The organism is Mesorhizobium sp. L-8-10 (assembly GCF_016756635.1).
Lineage (GTDB): Bacteria > Pseudomonadota > Alphaproteobacteria > Rhizobiales > Rhizobiaceae.
The window spans coordinates 6,646,684-6,663,163 of sequence record NZ_AP023263.1 but is presented as its reverse complement, the minus strand read 5'-3'; the positions used below and the strand labels follow the sequence as shown (position 1 = coordinate 6,663,163).

Here is a 16,480-nt window from a genome sequence, read left to right as displayed (position 1 = left end):
ATGTCGCTGCCGCATTCCGCCTTCTGCTCCTGCTGCAGCTCGCCGTCACCGCCGGTTCCGTTCGAGGTCTGGAACCGCCCCGGTCTCTCCGCGATCGCCTACAGGATCGGGACCTTCGCCAGCTTCCGCGAGACGATGCTCGAGGCAATCGCCGGACAGCCGGCTCTTGCCGCGCTGACCACCCGCGAGAGCGACGATTATGCGATCACGCTCATCGAACTCTTCGCGGCCGTCGGCGACGTACTGACCTTCTACAACGAAAGGATCGCCAACGAACTCTATCTGCGCACGGCGCGCGAGCGCGATTCGGTGCTGCGGCTGACACGGCTGATCGGATATCGAATGCGCCCGGGCCTCGCCGCGCAGACCATGCTCGCCTTCACGCTCGATGCCGGCGCCGAAACGCGCATCCGCAGGGGCCTCAAGGTGATGAGTGTGCCGGGCCAGGACGAGCGGCCGCAGACCTTCGAGACGATCGAGCAGATCATCGCTCATGGCGACGTCAACGATGCCGCCGCCTTCGGCAGGCCGGCTCCCGTCAACCTGCTTCGGCTGGGCAGCACCGGCGGTCCTGTCGTTTCGCGGCCGGCAAAGCTCGCTGTCGGCGACCGCCTCGTTTTCTTCGGGCTTGAAGCGATCGAGGAAAAAGCGGTGACGGCGCTCGAGGCGCGACAGGACGGCGAGGCCGTGACGTTCGCCCCGTCGGTGCAATCGAACAGCTGGTGGCCCGAGATCGCGCGTACGGCGAAGCTTGAAGGCAGGCTGCGCTTCTTTGGCCACAATGCCCCGGCAACGGTCAATGTCTATGTCCCGGCCAATCCTCCGGCCGTGCTGTGGCCGAAATGGATAGCGAAGCCCGTCGTCGCGAATTTCGGTTCCGGCGACACCGTCTATCCGCTCGACGGCCGGCATACCGACATCGCCAGCGGGGCGCAGCTTCTCGTCGACGCGGGGCCGGCCGCCATCCCGCGCCTGCGTACGGCAGTCGTCGTCAAGACCGAGGATCTGCCGACGAGCCTCGAGACGCTCGAAGACACGGTCACGCATCTTCACCTGCGCCAGACCATTCGCGGCCGGCCTGCCGTCGTTGCGGAGATGGGCGGCGGCCACGCCGTCTTCGCCCGTTCCGGCAATGGCGCCACGCTTGCGCTCGGGACGACCGGGGTTAGGCAATGGACCTATCAGAATCTCGACAGCGCCTCCTCGGATCTGGCGGGCGTCGGCCCAGCGGTGGGCCGGACCGACATCTTCGCGCGCGACCGATCGGGACGCCTGCGCCAGAGGATCCTGACGGGCGCCCCGGCCCTCGTCTGGGTCAATCACGGCGGCATATTGACGTCGGAACCGCGCCCCGTCGCGCGCCCGGGCGGGACGGTCGACGTCTTTGTGCGTGGCCTCGACCTCGGCCTGTGGACCATCGACGCGACGTCCGGCGCTCCGGGCAACTGGAACTCGCTCGGCGGCGTCCTGACGTCGCCGCCGACACCCGTGGCGACCGGCGGCACGACACTCGCGGTCTTCGCGCGCGGGCTCGACCGCGGGCTCTGGTATCGCGCATGGAACGGCGCGAGTTGGTCCGGCTGGACGTCGCTGAAAGGCGTGCTGGCCACGACGCCGGCCACTGCTTCGACGGCTGCCGGGCGGATCGACGTCGTCGCGCTCGACGATGCCGGCAGTCTCGTCCACCGCCTCTTCAATGGCAGCAAGTGGTCGGACTGGCGCAATCTCGGCGGCAAGCTTGAAGGCGATGTCGCAATCACTGCCGCCGCCCCGGACAGGATCGACGTGCTGGCGAAGGGCACCGACGGCGGGCTCTGGCACATCGCGCGCATCGGCAATGCCTGGACCAGCTGGACCGCACTTGCCGGAGCCCTGACCTCGGCGCCCTCGGCGGCGCGCGACGGTTCCGGCCTGCATGTCTATGCGCGCGGCGGCGACGGGACGATTGCCTATCGTGCCCTTCTCGGTGGCGGGTGGACGCAATGGGCGAGCCTCGGCGACGGGATCGGACCGGTTCCTGATCGACGCAAGACGGCGATCTACCGGATCTCCGCCGACGATCTCGTCTGGCGGGAATATGACTATCCGGAAGAGGCCTCGCAGGCCCAGGTGGCGTTGCGCCTGACGCCGCAACAGAAGGCCGGCGATCTCGCCGGCCTGAAGCAGTTGGTGAAGGGCCGCCGCATCATGCTGCGTTCGGGCGGCCGCAACCACCTGGCGACCGTGACCGCGGCAACGCCCTTGCCGGTCGTTCCCGGCGACCTGCCCGACCATCTCTTCGTCGACTTCACGCCGCCGCTGCCGGAGCCGTTCCCCGCGGCAAGTCTTGCCGGCAACATCGCGGCGGCCAGCCACGGCGAGACGCAACCCGACGAGCCGCTCGGCCATGGCGAGGCGGCGAAGGCGTTCCAGAAATTCAGGCTGTCGCGCCAGAATCTGACCTATCTGCAGAGCGCCGCGAAGCTGGAGGGCGAAGCTGCACTCGAGATCAGGGTCAACGGCGAATTGTGGAAGGAGGTTGCGAGCCTCTACGGCCGCAAGCCGGGCGAACGGGTCTATACGGCACGACAGACCGATGCGGCCGAGACAATCGTCACCTTCGGCGACGGCAAGACCGGCGCCCGCGTTCCGTCCGGAGCGCTCAACATCGTTGCGCGATACCGCACGGGCATCGGCCTGGAGGGGCTGATGAAGGCCGATCAGCTGTCGATCCCGTTGGAACGGCCGGTCGGGCTGCGCGCGGTTACGAATCCTCTGCCGGCGGACGGTGCTGCCGATCCCGAAAACCGCGACGACGCGCGCACTTCCGCGCCCAACACGGTGCGAACCTTCGGCCGGGCAGTCTCGCTGGCCGATTTCGAGCAGATCGCCACGAGCTCCGGGCTCGCGCAGAGGGCGAGCGTCACCTGGGTGTGGCGCGATCTTGGCCGCTCCGTGCATGTGACGGTCGCCGGGCCGGGCGGGTCGAAGCTTTCGAGCCTTTCGTTGGACACGCTGCGCGCGGCCATGGACAGCGTACGCGACGTCAACCGGCCGCTCAGCCTCGGCAATCTGGTGCGGGTGCCGATCGTGGTTTCGGCGCGGATCCTGCGCGATCCCGCCTTCGAGGCAGACAGCGTGCTCGAGACGGCACGGACCCAACTGCTCTCGCTCTTCGCCTTCGAGACGATGGGCTTGGGGGAGGCGGCTTTCCTGAGCGGCGTCTATGCCGCGCTGCAGGCCGGGCGAGGCGTCGCCGCGGTCGATGTCGACGTGTTCCAGTTGAAGGGCTACGCTTCGCTCACCCCGGCGGAGCGGACGATCCGCGCCGTGACCGCCGGTCCGGTGCAGCCGCATATCAGGATCTTCCCGGCCAGGCCGACCCCACCCGCCGCGATGATCGACCGCTTTGCAAGGGCCGGTTTCGAGGGGCCCGTTCCTCCGCCTGTCCTGGCGGCCGAGCAGGCATTCATCGAGACCCCGGCGACGGACATCCAACTGACGATGGTGGAGGCCCTGTGAGATGAGCTTCTCCAACGCCGATAGCGACAGGCTCTATGGGCTCCTTCCTGCCTTCATCCGCGAGAAGGACGTAGCGGAAGGAGAACCGCTGCGCGCGCTGCTGTCGATCCTCGACGTGCAGGCCGGCCATATCGAAAGCGACATCCGCCAGCTCTACGAGAATGCCTTCGTCGAGACCTGCGAGCCCTGGGTCGTGCCTTATATCGGCGATCTTGTCGGCACGATACCGCTGTTCGACGAGAGCCGCGTCAGGGACGGCGACACCGCCGCCGAACTGTTCAAGTCGCTGACCGGCCCGAGCCTGAAGCCGCTGATCGCGCTGCGCGGACGCGCCGACGTCGCCAAGACGATCTACTATCGCCGCCGCAAGGGCACGCTGCCCATGCTGGAGGAACTGGCGCGCGACGTCACCGGCTGGTCGTCGCACGCCGTCGAGTTCTTCGAGTTGATCGGCTGGACCCAGTGGCTGCGCAACCATCTGCGCCTGCACTCGCTGCGGACCCCTGATATCCGCAGCGTCGAGCGCATGGATCGGCTCGACACCGCCTTCGACGAGATTTCGCATACGGTCGACGTGCGGCCGGTCTCGCAGGACGAGGGCTGGCACAATGTCCCCAATATCGGCTTCTTCCTGTGGCGGCTGGGCGCCTATCGGCTGGAGCGCGTGGCGGCGCGCCGGCTGGGTGCCGCCGGCGATTTCCGCTACCATTTCAGCCCGCTCGGCAATTCCGCGCCGTTGTTCAGCCGCAGCCGTCGGGAGGGCGACGAAGCCGGGCTGGCGACCGAACTCCATGTTCCCCAGCCGATCCGGCCGGCACGGTTCTTCCACAATATCGGCGATTTCTACGGGCTGTTCGATCCGCTTCCGCCGCTCCCTGCCGCCGAAGCGCCCAGCATCATGGTGTTCGTCGACGGAGCGCCTGTCACCACCGACCGCGTCGTCTGCCGTAACCTGTCGGTCTGGTCGCAGCCGCCGACCGACAGGATCGCCGTCGACGTCGTGCGCGGACGCCTGGCGCTCGGTCCGGCGCTGGTGCCGGCAGACCTGGTCGAGGTCTATTACCACTACGGCTTTCCTGCCGATCTGGGCGGCGGGCCCTATCGGCGGCGGGCATGGCTGACGCGGCCGGGCTTCGCGCCGAACGTGCAGACGCTGCTCGTCGACGGCAGCGGCGCGCCGGGAACTTTCGCCACGATCACCGCCGCCCGCGACCAATGGGTACTGGACGGCAAGCGCAATGCGATCATCCGCATCCGCGACAACCGCACCTATGCCGAGGCGCTCGCCATCGACGTCACGGCGGTCGCGGCGGATCCCGGGACCGCACTGGCGATCGAAGCGGCGGACGGGGCGCGCCCGCATCTCCTGCTCGACGGGCCGCTGGTCATCGACGGCGACCGGCCGGACTATTCGATCACGCTGGGCGGCTTGCTGATTGAAGGGCGGATCGAGATCGCCGGCTCGCTCAATCGGCTGCGCCTGCTCCATACTACGCTGGTGCCGGGCGTTTCGATCGCCGAGCAGGATCCGATACCACCCCCACAGCCCCCCGACCCGAGCATTGCCGCTGCTGCCGCGCTGCTCTCGGGTGCGCCGGCCAATACAGAACTTGGCGTCGAACTCGCCTTCTCTATCTGCGGGCCTATCCGACTGCCGGCACATGCCGAGGCACTGATCGCGCTGGACAGCATCATCGACGGTGTCGGTACGGACGCCATTGCCGGGGTCGGTGCCGCCAATCTCCCCGGTCCGCCGGCGAGGCTCGAGCGAACAACCATCCGCGGCCGGACCCGTGTGCGCCAGTTCGACTTCGCAACCGAGACCATTTTCGACGGCCTCGCCACGGCCGAGCGTGTCCAGGTCGGCTGCGTGCGTTTCAGCTTCGTGCCGCCGGGATCTCGCACGCCGCGCCGTTACCGCTGCCAGCCGGATCTCGCCGAGCGCAAGGCGATCGCGGAGGAGGAAGCGCGCGCGGGACCGCTGACCGATCCTGAGCGCGATGCGATCCGTGCCGCCGTGCGGCTGAGGGTCAAGCCGGAATACACGGCCGAGCCCTATGGAATGCCGGCCTATCTTCAGCTGTCGCTAAAGGGACCGGCGGAGATCGCGCAGGGCGCGGCGGACGGGTCGGAAATGGGAGTCTATTGCCATCTGAAGCAGCCCCAGCGCGAGGCCAATCTCAGGCTGCGGCTTAAGGAATACCTGCCGTTCGGCCTGGACTACGGCGTGATCTACGTGACCTGACGGCCGGGAGGGCAGGATGACGGAGGGAAGGCGATGAGCGGCGACTATACGAGGTTCGGCTTCGATCCTCTGAAACGCTATTCGGGCGTGCTCATGCAGCAGGGGCGCGTGCAGCTCGATTCCGACTGGAACGAGGAGATCGACATCCTCAAGCGGCGGCTGCGCACGACGGCGCTGGACATATTCGGCCCCGTCGGGGTGCCCTATCTTTCGACGCCAAACGCCTTCGCGATCGGCCTGATCGCGGGACCGCCGGCCGACCTGTCGATCGCGCCGGGGCGGCTCTATGTCGACGGCGTGCAGATCGAAGCCTTTGCCGAGGAGAACTTCACCTATCTCAACCAGAAATTCCTGCCGGCTCCGCTTCCGGCGCCGTTGCCGGCCGGTGATGCCGTCGTCTATCTGGACATATGGGACCGCGAGGTCACCTATATCGAGGATCCCGAGCTTCTCGATGCGGCGCTCGGCGGCGCCGACACCACCACGCGCGCGCAGACCGTGTGGCAGTTGCGGGTCGAGGAGAGGCCGGGGGCCACCTGCGACCTCGATGTCGGCGAGCCGCCTTCGGCCGGGCGACTGACGACGCAGGCGATTGCGCCGCCGGCGCCTGACGATCCCTGCATATTGCCGCCGGCGAGCGGCTATCGCGGGCTGGAAAATCGTCTCTACCGGATCGAGATCCATGCCGGCGGACCGCTCGGTACCGCCGCCTTCAAATGGTCGCGCGACAACGGCACGATCGTCTCGTCGGTGCGGTCGATCGCGGTGAGCGGCACCCAGACGACGCTCGGCGTCAACCGCATCGGCCGCGACCAGTTCATGCGTTTCCAGATCGGCGACTGGGTGACCGTCACCGACGATCACCGCGAGTTGACGGGCGAGGCGGGCGAGATGGCCGTCGTTGCCGATATCGACGAGACCAACCTGCGTGTCGTGCTCGACCGCGTGATCCCGACCGGCGGCGGCAGGGTCTTCGGCGCAAATGACGCGGAAGTGGTCGAACGCCATACCCGCATCCAGAAGTGGGACCAGACGGCGGCCGCCAATCCGGGCCTCGACCTGGTTTCGGGGCTGATTCCCACAGGTGCCGGGCCGATCGCCATCGAGGCGGGCATCGAGGTGAGCTTCTCCGTCGATCCGGCTGGCGGGTCGTTCCGCATCGGCGACTATTGGGTGTTCTGGGCACGCACGGCGACCGCCGAGATCGAAATCCTCAACGCCGCGCCGCCGCGCGGCATCGAGCACCGCTATCTGCAACTGGCGGCGATATCCGGGCTCGGCGGGGCGAACCCGGCCGTCATCGACTGTCGTCCGCCGCCGCCGGTGCAGGGCCAGGGCGACTGCTGCTGCACGATCATCGTGCGCCCGGGCGAGGATATCCAGGCGGGCATCGACGCCCTGCCGGAGCAGGGCGGATGCGTCTGCCTCAAGGCCGGCCTGCATCTCGTGCGCGAGCCGCTGAGGATTTCGCGGGGCAGCATCGTGCTGAAGGCGGAAAGCCCGGGCACCACGGTGCGCTCGGCCGGCGCCGGGCCCGTCCTCATCGCGGGCAATGCCGCGGGTTTCCGGATCGAAGGCATCGACATTCTGGGCATCGAGTTCGAAGCGAATGCGGCGCGCCAGGCCGCGGAAGGTGTTGTCACCGTCGCCGGCTGCGCCGATGTGAGGATCGCTCATTGCGCGATGCGCGCGCTGCAGTCGCGCCAGTTCATGGGCATCTCGATCACCGCTTCCGACCGGGTCACGGTCTCCCACTGCCGGGTCGAGGCGGTCACCCTGGGAATCCTTGTGCAGGTGCGCTGCGAGGATTTCGAGGCCGACGGCAACACGATCGAGCTTGGGGCCGAACGCGGGGACGACCAACTGCAGGTGGTCGCCGGGATACTGGTTCGGGAGACGGCCTTCCCTTGCCGGATCACCCGCAACCTTGTCGAAGGCGCCCTCTTCGGCATCGTGCTCAATGACAATCCGGTCGGCCGCCCCGCCTCGCTGGCCGAGCGATCCATCGTGGCCGACAACCTGGTCGATTCTCCGATCCTTTCCCCGGGCCTCGACGCCACCGCGCGCCCCTGCGGCATCGATTGCGCCGCCGACTCCTGCACGATTTCCGATAACAAGATCCGCCACCGGCACCCGCTCTTCACCGGCATCAGGGTGAACGGATCACGCGCAACGGTGACCGGCAACGCGGTGCTGTCCACCCAGCGGGAGCTCGACATTCGCGGCCCGATTGCAATCCGCCTCGGGGAAGCGGATGAAGCCGACCGGAGGTCTATTCTCGGCGGCGTGGTCAGCCACAATGTGATGTTGGGCTCGCAGCACGGCATCCTCATGATCGGCGCCGACGATCTCATCGTCAGCGACAATGTTTTCGAAGGGGGCGGCCAAGCGGGCCTTGCGCTGTTCGGGACGCGCCTGCGCGGGGCTCGCCTCGCCGGAAACCGCATCCGCTCGGCGCTCAGCGGCATTTTCGTCGGGGACGGCAACCAGAACCGCATCGCCGAGAACGACATACGCGACGGCAATGCCGGCATATCCCTGTTCCGCGAGTGGGGACCGGCGGTCGACGGCAACAGGCTCGACAGGCTGAGCCTGTGGGGCGTCATCGGCGTGCAGCTTTCGGCACGCTGCGAAATCACCGGCAACCGGGTCGTCGGCTGCGCCGGCAACATGGCCCCGATCGCGAGGGCCGTCAGCCTCCTTGCCGTCGCCGGGGAGGCGCACATAACGGACAACGAGATCATGGACACGGGCACGTTGGCCGGTGTGCCGCCGACATCGACGGCCGACCACGGCATTTCGGGCGACCTTATCCTGGAGGCCCGCGTTTCGAACAATCTGGTGACCTATTCGAATGCGTTCGCCCGCGACCCGCTGCGCGAGGATCGGGCGCTCGTCATGCGCGGCCTGTTCGATCTGCAGGTCAACGATCTCATCGTCTTCGGTTTCGCCATCCAGATCCACGGCAACAAGTTCATCGGCACGGGCCAGACCGCGCTGGTGGAATTGCTTCAGGCGCAGCTCGGCAACGGCTTCGTCAGGTTCGAGCGGGCTTCCTTCGACCAGAACTACTGCATGCATGTCTCGCCACCGGCTGCAGACGACAGGAGGGCGACAGTCTCGCTGAGGGGCAGGGCGGCGATCGTTACCGGCAACCATATCAAAGCCACGACGCCGCGGTATTTCTCGGTGAACTTCAACGGCATACCGGGGCCGTTCATCGGCAATGTCACGCAGGGCATCACCCTCCAGCATCCCGACTTCCCGGCGCCGGCGAATGCCTTCAACCTGGTTGCACCCTAGAGCATTTCCGCTTTTCCCTGAAACCCGAAAATGCTCTAACTCTTTGTTTTTACGCAATTCCGGACGCACAACCGCAACGCACTTTTGCTGGAATTGCTCTAGACGGAAAGGACCGCGCCATGACGCTCGACGAAATCCTCAAGGAACATTCGGCCTGGCTCGACAAGACTGCCAAGCAGCCGCTCTTCGGGCGGGTCACCGAGAGGGAAACGAACTTCCCGCAGGAGCTGCGCGATCAGAGGGCGAAAGAAATCAAGGCCGCGATCGAAGCCTTGACGCAACGGCGAGACGAGACTGTCTCGCTCTACGAGTCCGCGATCGAGGGCTATAAGAAAGAGCTCGAGGCACTTACGTCGGCGCCAGGCATCAAGCCGCCGACAGCGAAGTCGAGGGCGGCCAAGTCAGAGGCATCGACGCCCGAGGCGAAGCCACAGACAGAGAAACCGGCTGCCTCGACGAAGGCAAAGAGCGCCCCGACGCGGTCTCGGGCGAAGAAGAAGTAGCCCCGTAGCCCATGCGGCGATCGACCCGTCGGTTCGAATGGTGCTTGCCGCCGACACTTCGGCGCGGGGACTCCGGCTCCCACGCGTATCTTCGCCCTCGCGCCCTCCATGGGCTTTTCGCCAGCATGGGGTTGGTGCGGCGTTGTCGATGAGATCACCGCGTGGAATTTCGGCCGAGCCAAACTCGGCATCGTTCCTCTGGCATCCCCGATCCAGATCGAACTCAGGACACTCGAGCTTGCCCGCAGTCGGGCCCGCCGCGGCATTTCCATTTTCATGTCGGCGATTGGGTTAAAGGCATCCAAGTCCGACAGACGCACCGAATTTGCCCTCGTTTGGAGTCAAGCCTTTACAAGGCGTCCATATCATGGATGCTCATCGACGGGCCGCGACAACGGGGACGGGGAACAAAACGGCGCGATGGATGATTGCGACCGACTGATTCGGAAGATCTATGAGGCTGCGGTCAATCCGGACTATTGGAGCCCGCTTGGAATCGAGATCGCCGACTTCGTCGGAGGCGGCACGGTGCATCTGCTGCTCGCCTCTGCCGACGGCGGTGACGAATACTTCAGTCTCTTCCCACGCGGAGACCCCGGTTTTGCGTCCGAGTATCTGCGTGACTATGTAGACACGGACTTCCGTGTGCCACGGATCTTGAAGAATGATCCAGGCGTCCTGCTCGACGAACGCAGCTACGTTTCACGGGAGGAGGCACGCAGAAGCCCGATCCATCAGGAATTGCTGCCCAAATACGCGATCTACGACATCATCGGCGCCCATATGTCGGTCGACGGCTGTATCGGCTGGTTCGGCGTCTCGACACTCAAGCCGGGTGACGATCTCGATCCCGTCAGGAAAGCGGCATTGGCACGGCTGACTCCGCATGTTCTGCAGGCATACAAAACCACCAAGGCCAACCGCGATCTTCAAATCAGCAGGGACATGAGCCTGGGTGTGCTGGATCGTTTGAACACCGCCGTTATTGTCGTTCGCGGGCGAAAATTCATGCATGCCAATCATGCGGCCGCGCAGATCCTGGATACGGGCTTCCTCTTGGTCGACAATGGCCGGCTCGTCTGTCCCGATACGGTGGAAAACAACCGACTGGCGCAGTTCCAGGAACGGATCCGGACCACCGGTCGATCGCACGTCATCGTCCATGACCAGAGGATTGACGTCGACTACAGCATCCGCGCGCATGCATCCGCCCCGAGTTTCGGCGCCGACGGCAAGCTCCGAAGCGCCGAGATCGTCTTCTCGATTTCGGAACTGGGCCGAGGCGGCGAGGCGGACGTGGAGACGGTCGCCCTGTTCTGCGCGGACCGCAACGTCACCAATGCGGAAACGGCCGTCTTATGTGCCGTTCTGAATTCCCGGAACCTGAGAGAGCTGGCCGCTGAACGTGGTGTCGCGCTCGATACTGTTCAAAAGCAGCTCAAATCAGCTCTGGAAAAACTCGGATTCGCCAACCAGAAGACATTGTTTCGGGAGTTCGCGCGCTTTCGAACGCTTGGGTAGCGCTGGAAAATCGAAGGGACCAGCCAATACTCTTATAGATCGGCCCGCTCCTGGAACGCTGCCCGCTGGATGAAGGGGTGAGCGAACACGTGGCCATCGCCCCCGATTTCACAGCCCCCGCGCTATGACCAGGCGCTGGACGTCGCTGGTGCCTTCATAGATCTGGCAGACGCGGACGTCGCGGTAGATGCGCTCGACCGGATAGTCGGCGAGATAGCCGTAGCCGCCATGGATCTGGATCGCGGCGGAGCATACCTGCTCGGCCATTTCGGAGGCGACGAGCTTCGCCATCGAGGCTTCGGAAAGGCACGGCCTGCCGGCCTCGCGCAGGGCGGCCGCGTGCAGGACCATCTGCCGTGCGGTCTCGATCTTCGTCGCCATGTCGGCCAGGCGGAAGGCGACGGCCTGATGCTCGATGATCGGCTTGCCGAAGGTAATGCGTTCCCGGGCATAGTCGCGCGCGGCCTCGAAGGCCGCGCGGGCCATGCCGACCGATTGCGCGGCGATGCCGATGCGCCCGCCCTCGAGATTGGCAAGCGCGATCCGATAGCCTTCGCCCTCGGCGCCCAGGCGGTTGTCGACCGGCACGCGCATATTGGTGAAGCCGAGCGCACAGGTGTCGGAGGAATGCTGCCCGAGCTTGTGCTCGACAGACAGAACCTCATAGCCTGCTGTGTCGGTCGGCACGATGAAGGCCGAAATGCCTTTCTTGCCCGCTGCCGGGTCGGTTACCGCGAAGACGATGACCACGCTGCCGCTCTTGCCCGACGTTATGAACTGTTTCGCGCCGTCGATGACGTAGTGGTCTCCGTCCAGCCGCGCCCGTGTCTTGAGCGCCGAGGCGTCGGAACCGGCCTGTGGCTCCGTCAGGGCGAAGCCGCCGATCCATTCGCCAGTGGCCATCTTCGGCAGGAAGCGCCGCTTCTGATCTTCATTGCCGAAACGCAGGATGGGCACGCAGCCGACCGAGGAGTGAACGGAGAGTATGGTCGAGCAGGCTCCGTCACCCGCCGCGATCTCCTCCAGCACCAGCGCATAGGCGACCATGCCGAGATCCGAGCCGCCCCACTCCTCGGGAACCAGCATGCCCATGAAGCCGAGCGCCCCCATCTCCGTCAGTTCGGCGCGCGGGAAAGCGTGCTCGGCATCGCGTTTCGCGGCGCCCGGAGCAAGGCGTTCCTGCGCGAAATCGCGGGCAGCGTCGCGGATCTGTTCCTGCGTGTCGGAGAGCAGCATCAGACGATCCTTTCGATGCCGACCGCCGTGGCTTCGCCGCCGCCGATGCAGACGCCCGCGACGCCACGCTTCAGGCCGTGGGTTTCGAGTGCGGCGAGCAGCGTGACCATGATGCGTGCGCCCGATGCGCCGATCGGATGGCCGAGCGCACAAGCGCCACCATGGATGTTGACCTTGTCATGCGGCAGGTCGAGGTCACGCATCGCGGCCATGGCGACCACGGCGAAAGCCTCGTTGATCTCGAACAGATCGACATCCGCGAGGTTCCAGCCGATCTTTTCCGAAAGCTTGCCCATCGCGCCGATGGGGGCGGTCGGGAAGAGGTTCGGCTTGTCGGCATGCGTGGCGTGGCCGACGAGGACAGCGCGTGGGGTGAGGCCACGTCTCTCGGCTTCCGAGGCGCGCATCAGGAGGAGCGCTGCGCCCCCGTCCGAGATCGACGAGGAATTGGCGGCCGTAACCGTTCCGCCCTCGCGGAAGGCCGGGCGCAGCGTCGCAATCTTGTCCAGCCTGGCCTTCCCCGGCTGTTCGTCGACGGAAACCTGGGCTTCCGAGCGGCCCGACCGCACCGTCACCGGCACGATCTCGGCGTTGAAGAGACCGTCGGAAATCGCCTTCTGTGCGCGGGTCAGCGACGAGATCGCATAGTCGTCCTGCGCTTCGCGCGTGAACTGATAGGCCTCGGCGCAATCCTCGGCGAAGGTGCCCATCAGGCGGCCCTTGTCATAGGCGTCTTCAAGTCCGTCGAGGAACATATGATCCATGATCTGGCCATGGCCCATGCGATAGCCGCTGCGTGCCTTCGGCAGCAGATAGGGCGCGTTGGTCATGCTCTCCATTCCGCCAGCGACGATCACGTCGGCGGAACCGGCCAGCAGCAGGTCATGGGCGAGCATGGCCGCCTTCATGCCGGAGCCGCACATCTTGTTTATCGTCGTGGCGCCCGTGGCGATCGGCAGCCCGGCCTTGGTCGAGGCTTGGCGTGCCGGAGCCTGGCCCTGGCCGGCGGGAAGCACGCAGCCCATGATGACGTCCTCGACCGCTTCGGGGGCAAGGCCCGCCCCGGTCAGTGCGCCTGATATCGCGGCCGCGCCGAGATCGGTTGCCTGCGCGCCGGCGAGTTCGCCTTGGAAGCCACCCATGGGGGTGCGTGCCGCGCCGACGATGACGATGGGATCGCTGTTTGACATCTTCATTCCTCACGCTGCGGATTGGGCCGGTCGATGCTCAGCCCTGTGCCTGTTTCTGCTTCTCGACTTCCGCCTTGCGCAGGAGGAAGCGCTGGATCTTGCCGCTCGGCGTCTTGGGCAACTCGGCCACGAAATCGATCTCGCGCGGATAGGCATGGGCCGAGAGACGCTTCTTGACGTGCTGGGCAAGCGCTTCGGCAAGTTCCGGGCTGCCCTGGTGGCCTGATGCCAGGACCACGAATGCCTTCACGATCTCGGTGCGCTGCGGGTCGGGAACGCCGACGACCGCTGCCTCATTCACCGCGGGATGCTCGATCAACGCGCTTTCGACGTCGAACGGTCCGATCCGGTAACCCGAGGAGGTGATGACGTCGTCCGCGCGCCCGATGAAGCTGACGGAGCCGTCCGGCTCTAGTTCGACCGTATCGCCGGTGCGGTAGTAGCCGCCTGATATGGCCGGGGTTTCCTTCCGGTAGTAGCCGGTGAACCAGAGCAGCGGGGATTTCTCGATGTCGACGGCAAGAACGCCGGGCTGATTGGGGCCGAGTTCGTTTCCAGCCTCGTCCAGCACGGCGACCCGATAGCCCGGCATTGCATATCCCGCTGAACCATGGCGAACGGGATGGACCAGCCCGTGGTGATTGTTGACGACCATGCCGAGCTCGGTCTGGCCGTAATGATCATGGATCGGCGCGGCGAGATTGGCGTCGAACCAGCGGATCACCTCCGGATTCAGCGGCTCGCCGGCGCTGCTGACGACACGCAGCTTGCCCTTGACGCGAGCGGCGGCCTCCGGTCCCGCCGCGAGCAGCAGGCGGAATGCGGTCGGCGAGCCGGCGAGGCTGGTGACCCCAAGCCGCTCGATGATGTCGTAGGTGCTTTCCGCGGTGAAGCCGCCTTCATAAAGCGTCGTCGCGACGCCGAGTTGCAGCGGCCCGGTGATGGCGTAGTAGAGGCCATAGGCCCAGCCCGGATCGGCAATGTTCCAGAAGATGTCGTCCTGACGCAGCCCGATCGCCTCGCGCATGTAAGCGCTGAAGGCCATCAGCGCGCGCAGCGGAACCGGCACGCCCTTGGGCAGGCCTGTGGTGCCCGAGGTCGACATCATCATGAAGAGGTCGTCGCCCTTGCGTAGCACGGGCGGACAGTCGGTCGAAGCGGCTGCAACGGCCGCACGGAAATCGATGTCGCCTTCCGGCAAGGCTTCTCCGGGCGCGAGCACCGTCGCGACCCGCGGGCAATTCTCCACCTCGGCCAGCTTGCCGCGATTGGCCATATTGGTCACGACCAGCTTTGCGCTGCTGGTTTCGAAGCGCTGCTCGATCGCTTTTGGGCCGAAGGCGGTGAAAAGCGGCTGATAGACGGCGCCGATGCGCCATGCGCCGAGGATGGTCGCCACCAGATCCGGCGTGCGCGGCAGCAGGCCGGCCACCACATCGCCGGCGCCGACGCCCGCTTGCTTGAGCACATTGCTCACGCGGGCGGCCATGTCGCGCAGATCGTCGAAGCTGTATTCCGTGACTTTCCCGTCGGTCGAGATCGCACACAGCGCCAGGCGGTTGCTGCCGGTATAACGGTCGCAGCATTCGACGCAGGCATTGATGCCGGTCGCGGGATCGCCCTGAAGCAGGGCGGCCGCATCCTCGATGCGAAACCGAGCGACGGCATCGTCGTAGCGAGCCAACGGCGCCGAAGCAGGTGTTCCGGTCATTTCGCTTTCCTCCTGGCCAGCTTCCTCCTGGCAGCCCCCACCTCCTCGCGGGGTACTGTAGGCCAAAGGGTAGCCGCTCATCCATTGCAAACAATGACAACTGCGGTCTCGATTCATGATCGGTTCTGCAATATGAGCCAGCCATGGAGCGACACAACATCACGCCGGGCTTCGTCGAGGATGCGCTGGCGAGCCTGCGGGAGAGGGGACTGGACACAGTGCCCTTCATGGCGGCGGCCGGCCTGCCTGAAAAGGTGATCGAACCGGTCACGAACGTCCAATACGGGCGGCTGTGGTGGCTGATCGCTGAAGCCATTGAGGACGAGTTCTTTGGTCTGGCCGCACGCCCGATGCGGCCGGGCAGCTTCGATCTGTTGTGCTACGCAGTCCTGCATTCCGGCACGCTCGAGCGTGCCTTGCGCCGGGCACTGCTGTTCCTCAACGTGGTGCTGGACGACCCGCGCGGCGAATTGCACATCCGCGACGGCATGGCCCATGTCGTCCTGGCCGACCAGGGGCTTCCGCGCCCGGCCTTTGCCTATCGCGCCTACTGGCTGATCCTGATGGGGGTTGCCTGCTGGCTGATCGGGCGGCGTATCCCGCTGCGCCATCTCGATTTCGCCTGCCCGGCGCCGGTCCATCGGAAGGACTACCGCAAGTTCTTCGGTGCGCCCGTGCTGTTCGACCGGCCGTCGACGCGTCTCGTATTCGACTCGTCCTATCTCGCGCTGCCGGTGATCCGCAGCGACACCGCACTTGAGAGCTTGCTGCGCGAGGCGCCGGCCAACATTCTGATCCGATACCGGCACGACCACGACACCTCGTCGCGCGTGCGGGCGCGGTTGGCCGCGATGCCCGCTTCGACGTGGCCGTCCTTCGAGGCGATGGCGAAGGCGCTGCGCATGTCGGAGGCGACGTTGCGGCGCAGGCTGCGGGCCGATGGCCTCAGTTTCGGCGCGATCAAGGACGAGTTGCGTTCCGTCCGGGCGCAGAGGCTCCTGCAGGAGAAATCGTCGAGCGTGGCCGAAGTCGCCGCCGAGCTTGGCTACAGCGAGCCCAGCGCCTTCTATCGTGCATTCCACAAATGGGTGGGCCAGAGCCCCGGCGACTTCCGCAAGGGACTGTGATCCTTCCGGCCCCCAAGGCCGACTGCTGCAGGCTTCGAATGGCGATGTCCTGGAAGGAGGCGGATCGCTGCGTGCTCAATCAGGGCGGCAGTGCGTTTTCCGGCACCCAGTCATTCCGAAACATGCTCCTGGCGTGATAGTGA

The 16,480-nt window shown here is 65.9% G+C and carries 9 protein-coding genes; 6 read left to right on the top strand and 3 right to left on the bottom strand.

What is annotated here, in order from left to right; all coding sequences use genetic code 11:
- From JN280_RS31125 to JN280_RS31105, 5 genes are all read left to right on the top strand, one after another.
- A complete protein-coding gene (locus tag JN280_RS31125; RefSeq protein WP_202307998.1) occupies nt 1-3,501 on the top strand; it encodes a hypothetical protein in 3,501 nt (1,166 codons plus the stop codon).
- Between the two features lies 1 nt (nt 3,502).
- On the top strand, nt 3,503-5,746 hold the full coding sequence (locus JN280_RS31120) for a hypothetical protein (RefSeq protein ID WP_202307996.1): 2,244 nt from the start codon (nt 3,503-3,505) through the stop codon (nt 5,744-5,746).
- Nucleotides 5,747-5,779: 33 nt separating this feature from the next.
- Complete coding sequence (locus tag JN280_RS31115; RefSeq protein ID WP_202307994.1) at nt 5,780-9,049, top strand: DUF6519 domain-containing protein; 3,270 nt, start codon at nt 5,780-5,782, stop codon at nt 9,047-9,049.
- 119 nt (nt 9,050-9,168) lie between these two features.
- Nucleotides 9,169-9,552, top strand: a complete 384-nt coding sequence (locus tag JN280_RS31110; RefSeq protein WP_202307992.1) for a hypothetical protein — start codon at nt 9,169-9,171, stop codon at nt 9,550-9,552.
- 108 nt (nt 9,553-9,660) lie between these two features.
- Nucleotides 9,661-11,073, top strand: a complete 1,413-nt coding sequence (locus tag JN280_RS31105; protein WP_202307990.1) for a helix-turn-helix transcriptional regulator — start codon at nt 9,661-9,663, stop codon at nt 11,071-11,073.
- 108 nt (nt 11,074-11,181) lie between these two features.
- On the opposite strand, the gene JN280_RS31100 is transcribed toward JN280_RS31105, so the two are convergent.
- The 3 genes from JN280_RS31100 to JN280_RS31090 are packed head-to-tail and all read right to left on the bottom strand — an operon-like array spanning nt 11,182 to nt 15,210.
- On the bottom strand, nt 11,182-12,309 hold the full coding sequence (locus tag JN280_RS31100; protein ID WP_202307988.1) for an acyl-CoA dehydrogenase family protein: 1,128 nt from the start codon (nt 12,307-12,309) through the stop codon (nt 11,182-11,184).
- Nucleotides 12,309-13,499: an acetyl-CoA C-acyltransferase gene (locus JN280_RS31095; RefSeq protein WP_202307986.1), complete on the bottom strand. Its 1,191-nt coding sequence runs from the start codon at nt 13,497-13,499 to the stop codon at nt 12,309-12,311. Before JN280_RS31095 ends, JN280_RS31100 begins: the two co-directional genes overlap by 1 nt.
- A gap of 37 nt (nt 13,500-13,536) precedes the next feature.
- Complete coding sequence (locus tag JN280_RS31090; protein ID WP_202307984.1) at nt 13,537-15,210, bottom strand: acyl-CoA synthetase; 1,674 nt, start codon at nt 15,208-15,210, stop codon at nt 13,537-13,539.
- Between the two features lie 143 nt (nt 15,211-15,353).
- On the opposite strand from JN280_RS31090, the gene JN280_RS31085 reads away from it, so the two are divergent.
- Nucleotides 15,354-16,337, top strand: coding sequence for an AraC family transcriptional regulator (locus JN280_RS31085; RefSeq protein WP_202307982.1), 984 nt, complete (start codon nt 15,354-15,356; stop codon nt 16,335-16,337).
- The last annotated feature ends 143 nt before the right edge of the window (nt 16,338-16,480 follow it).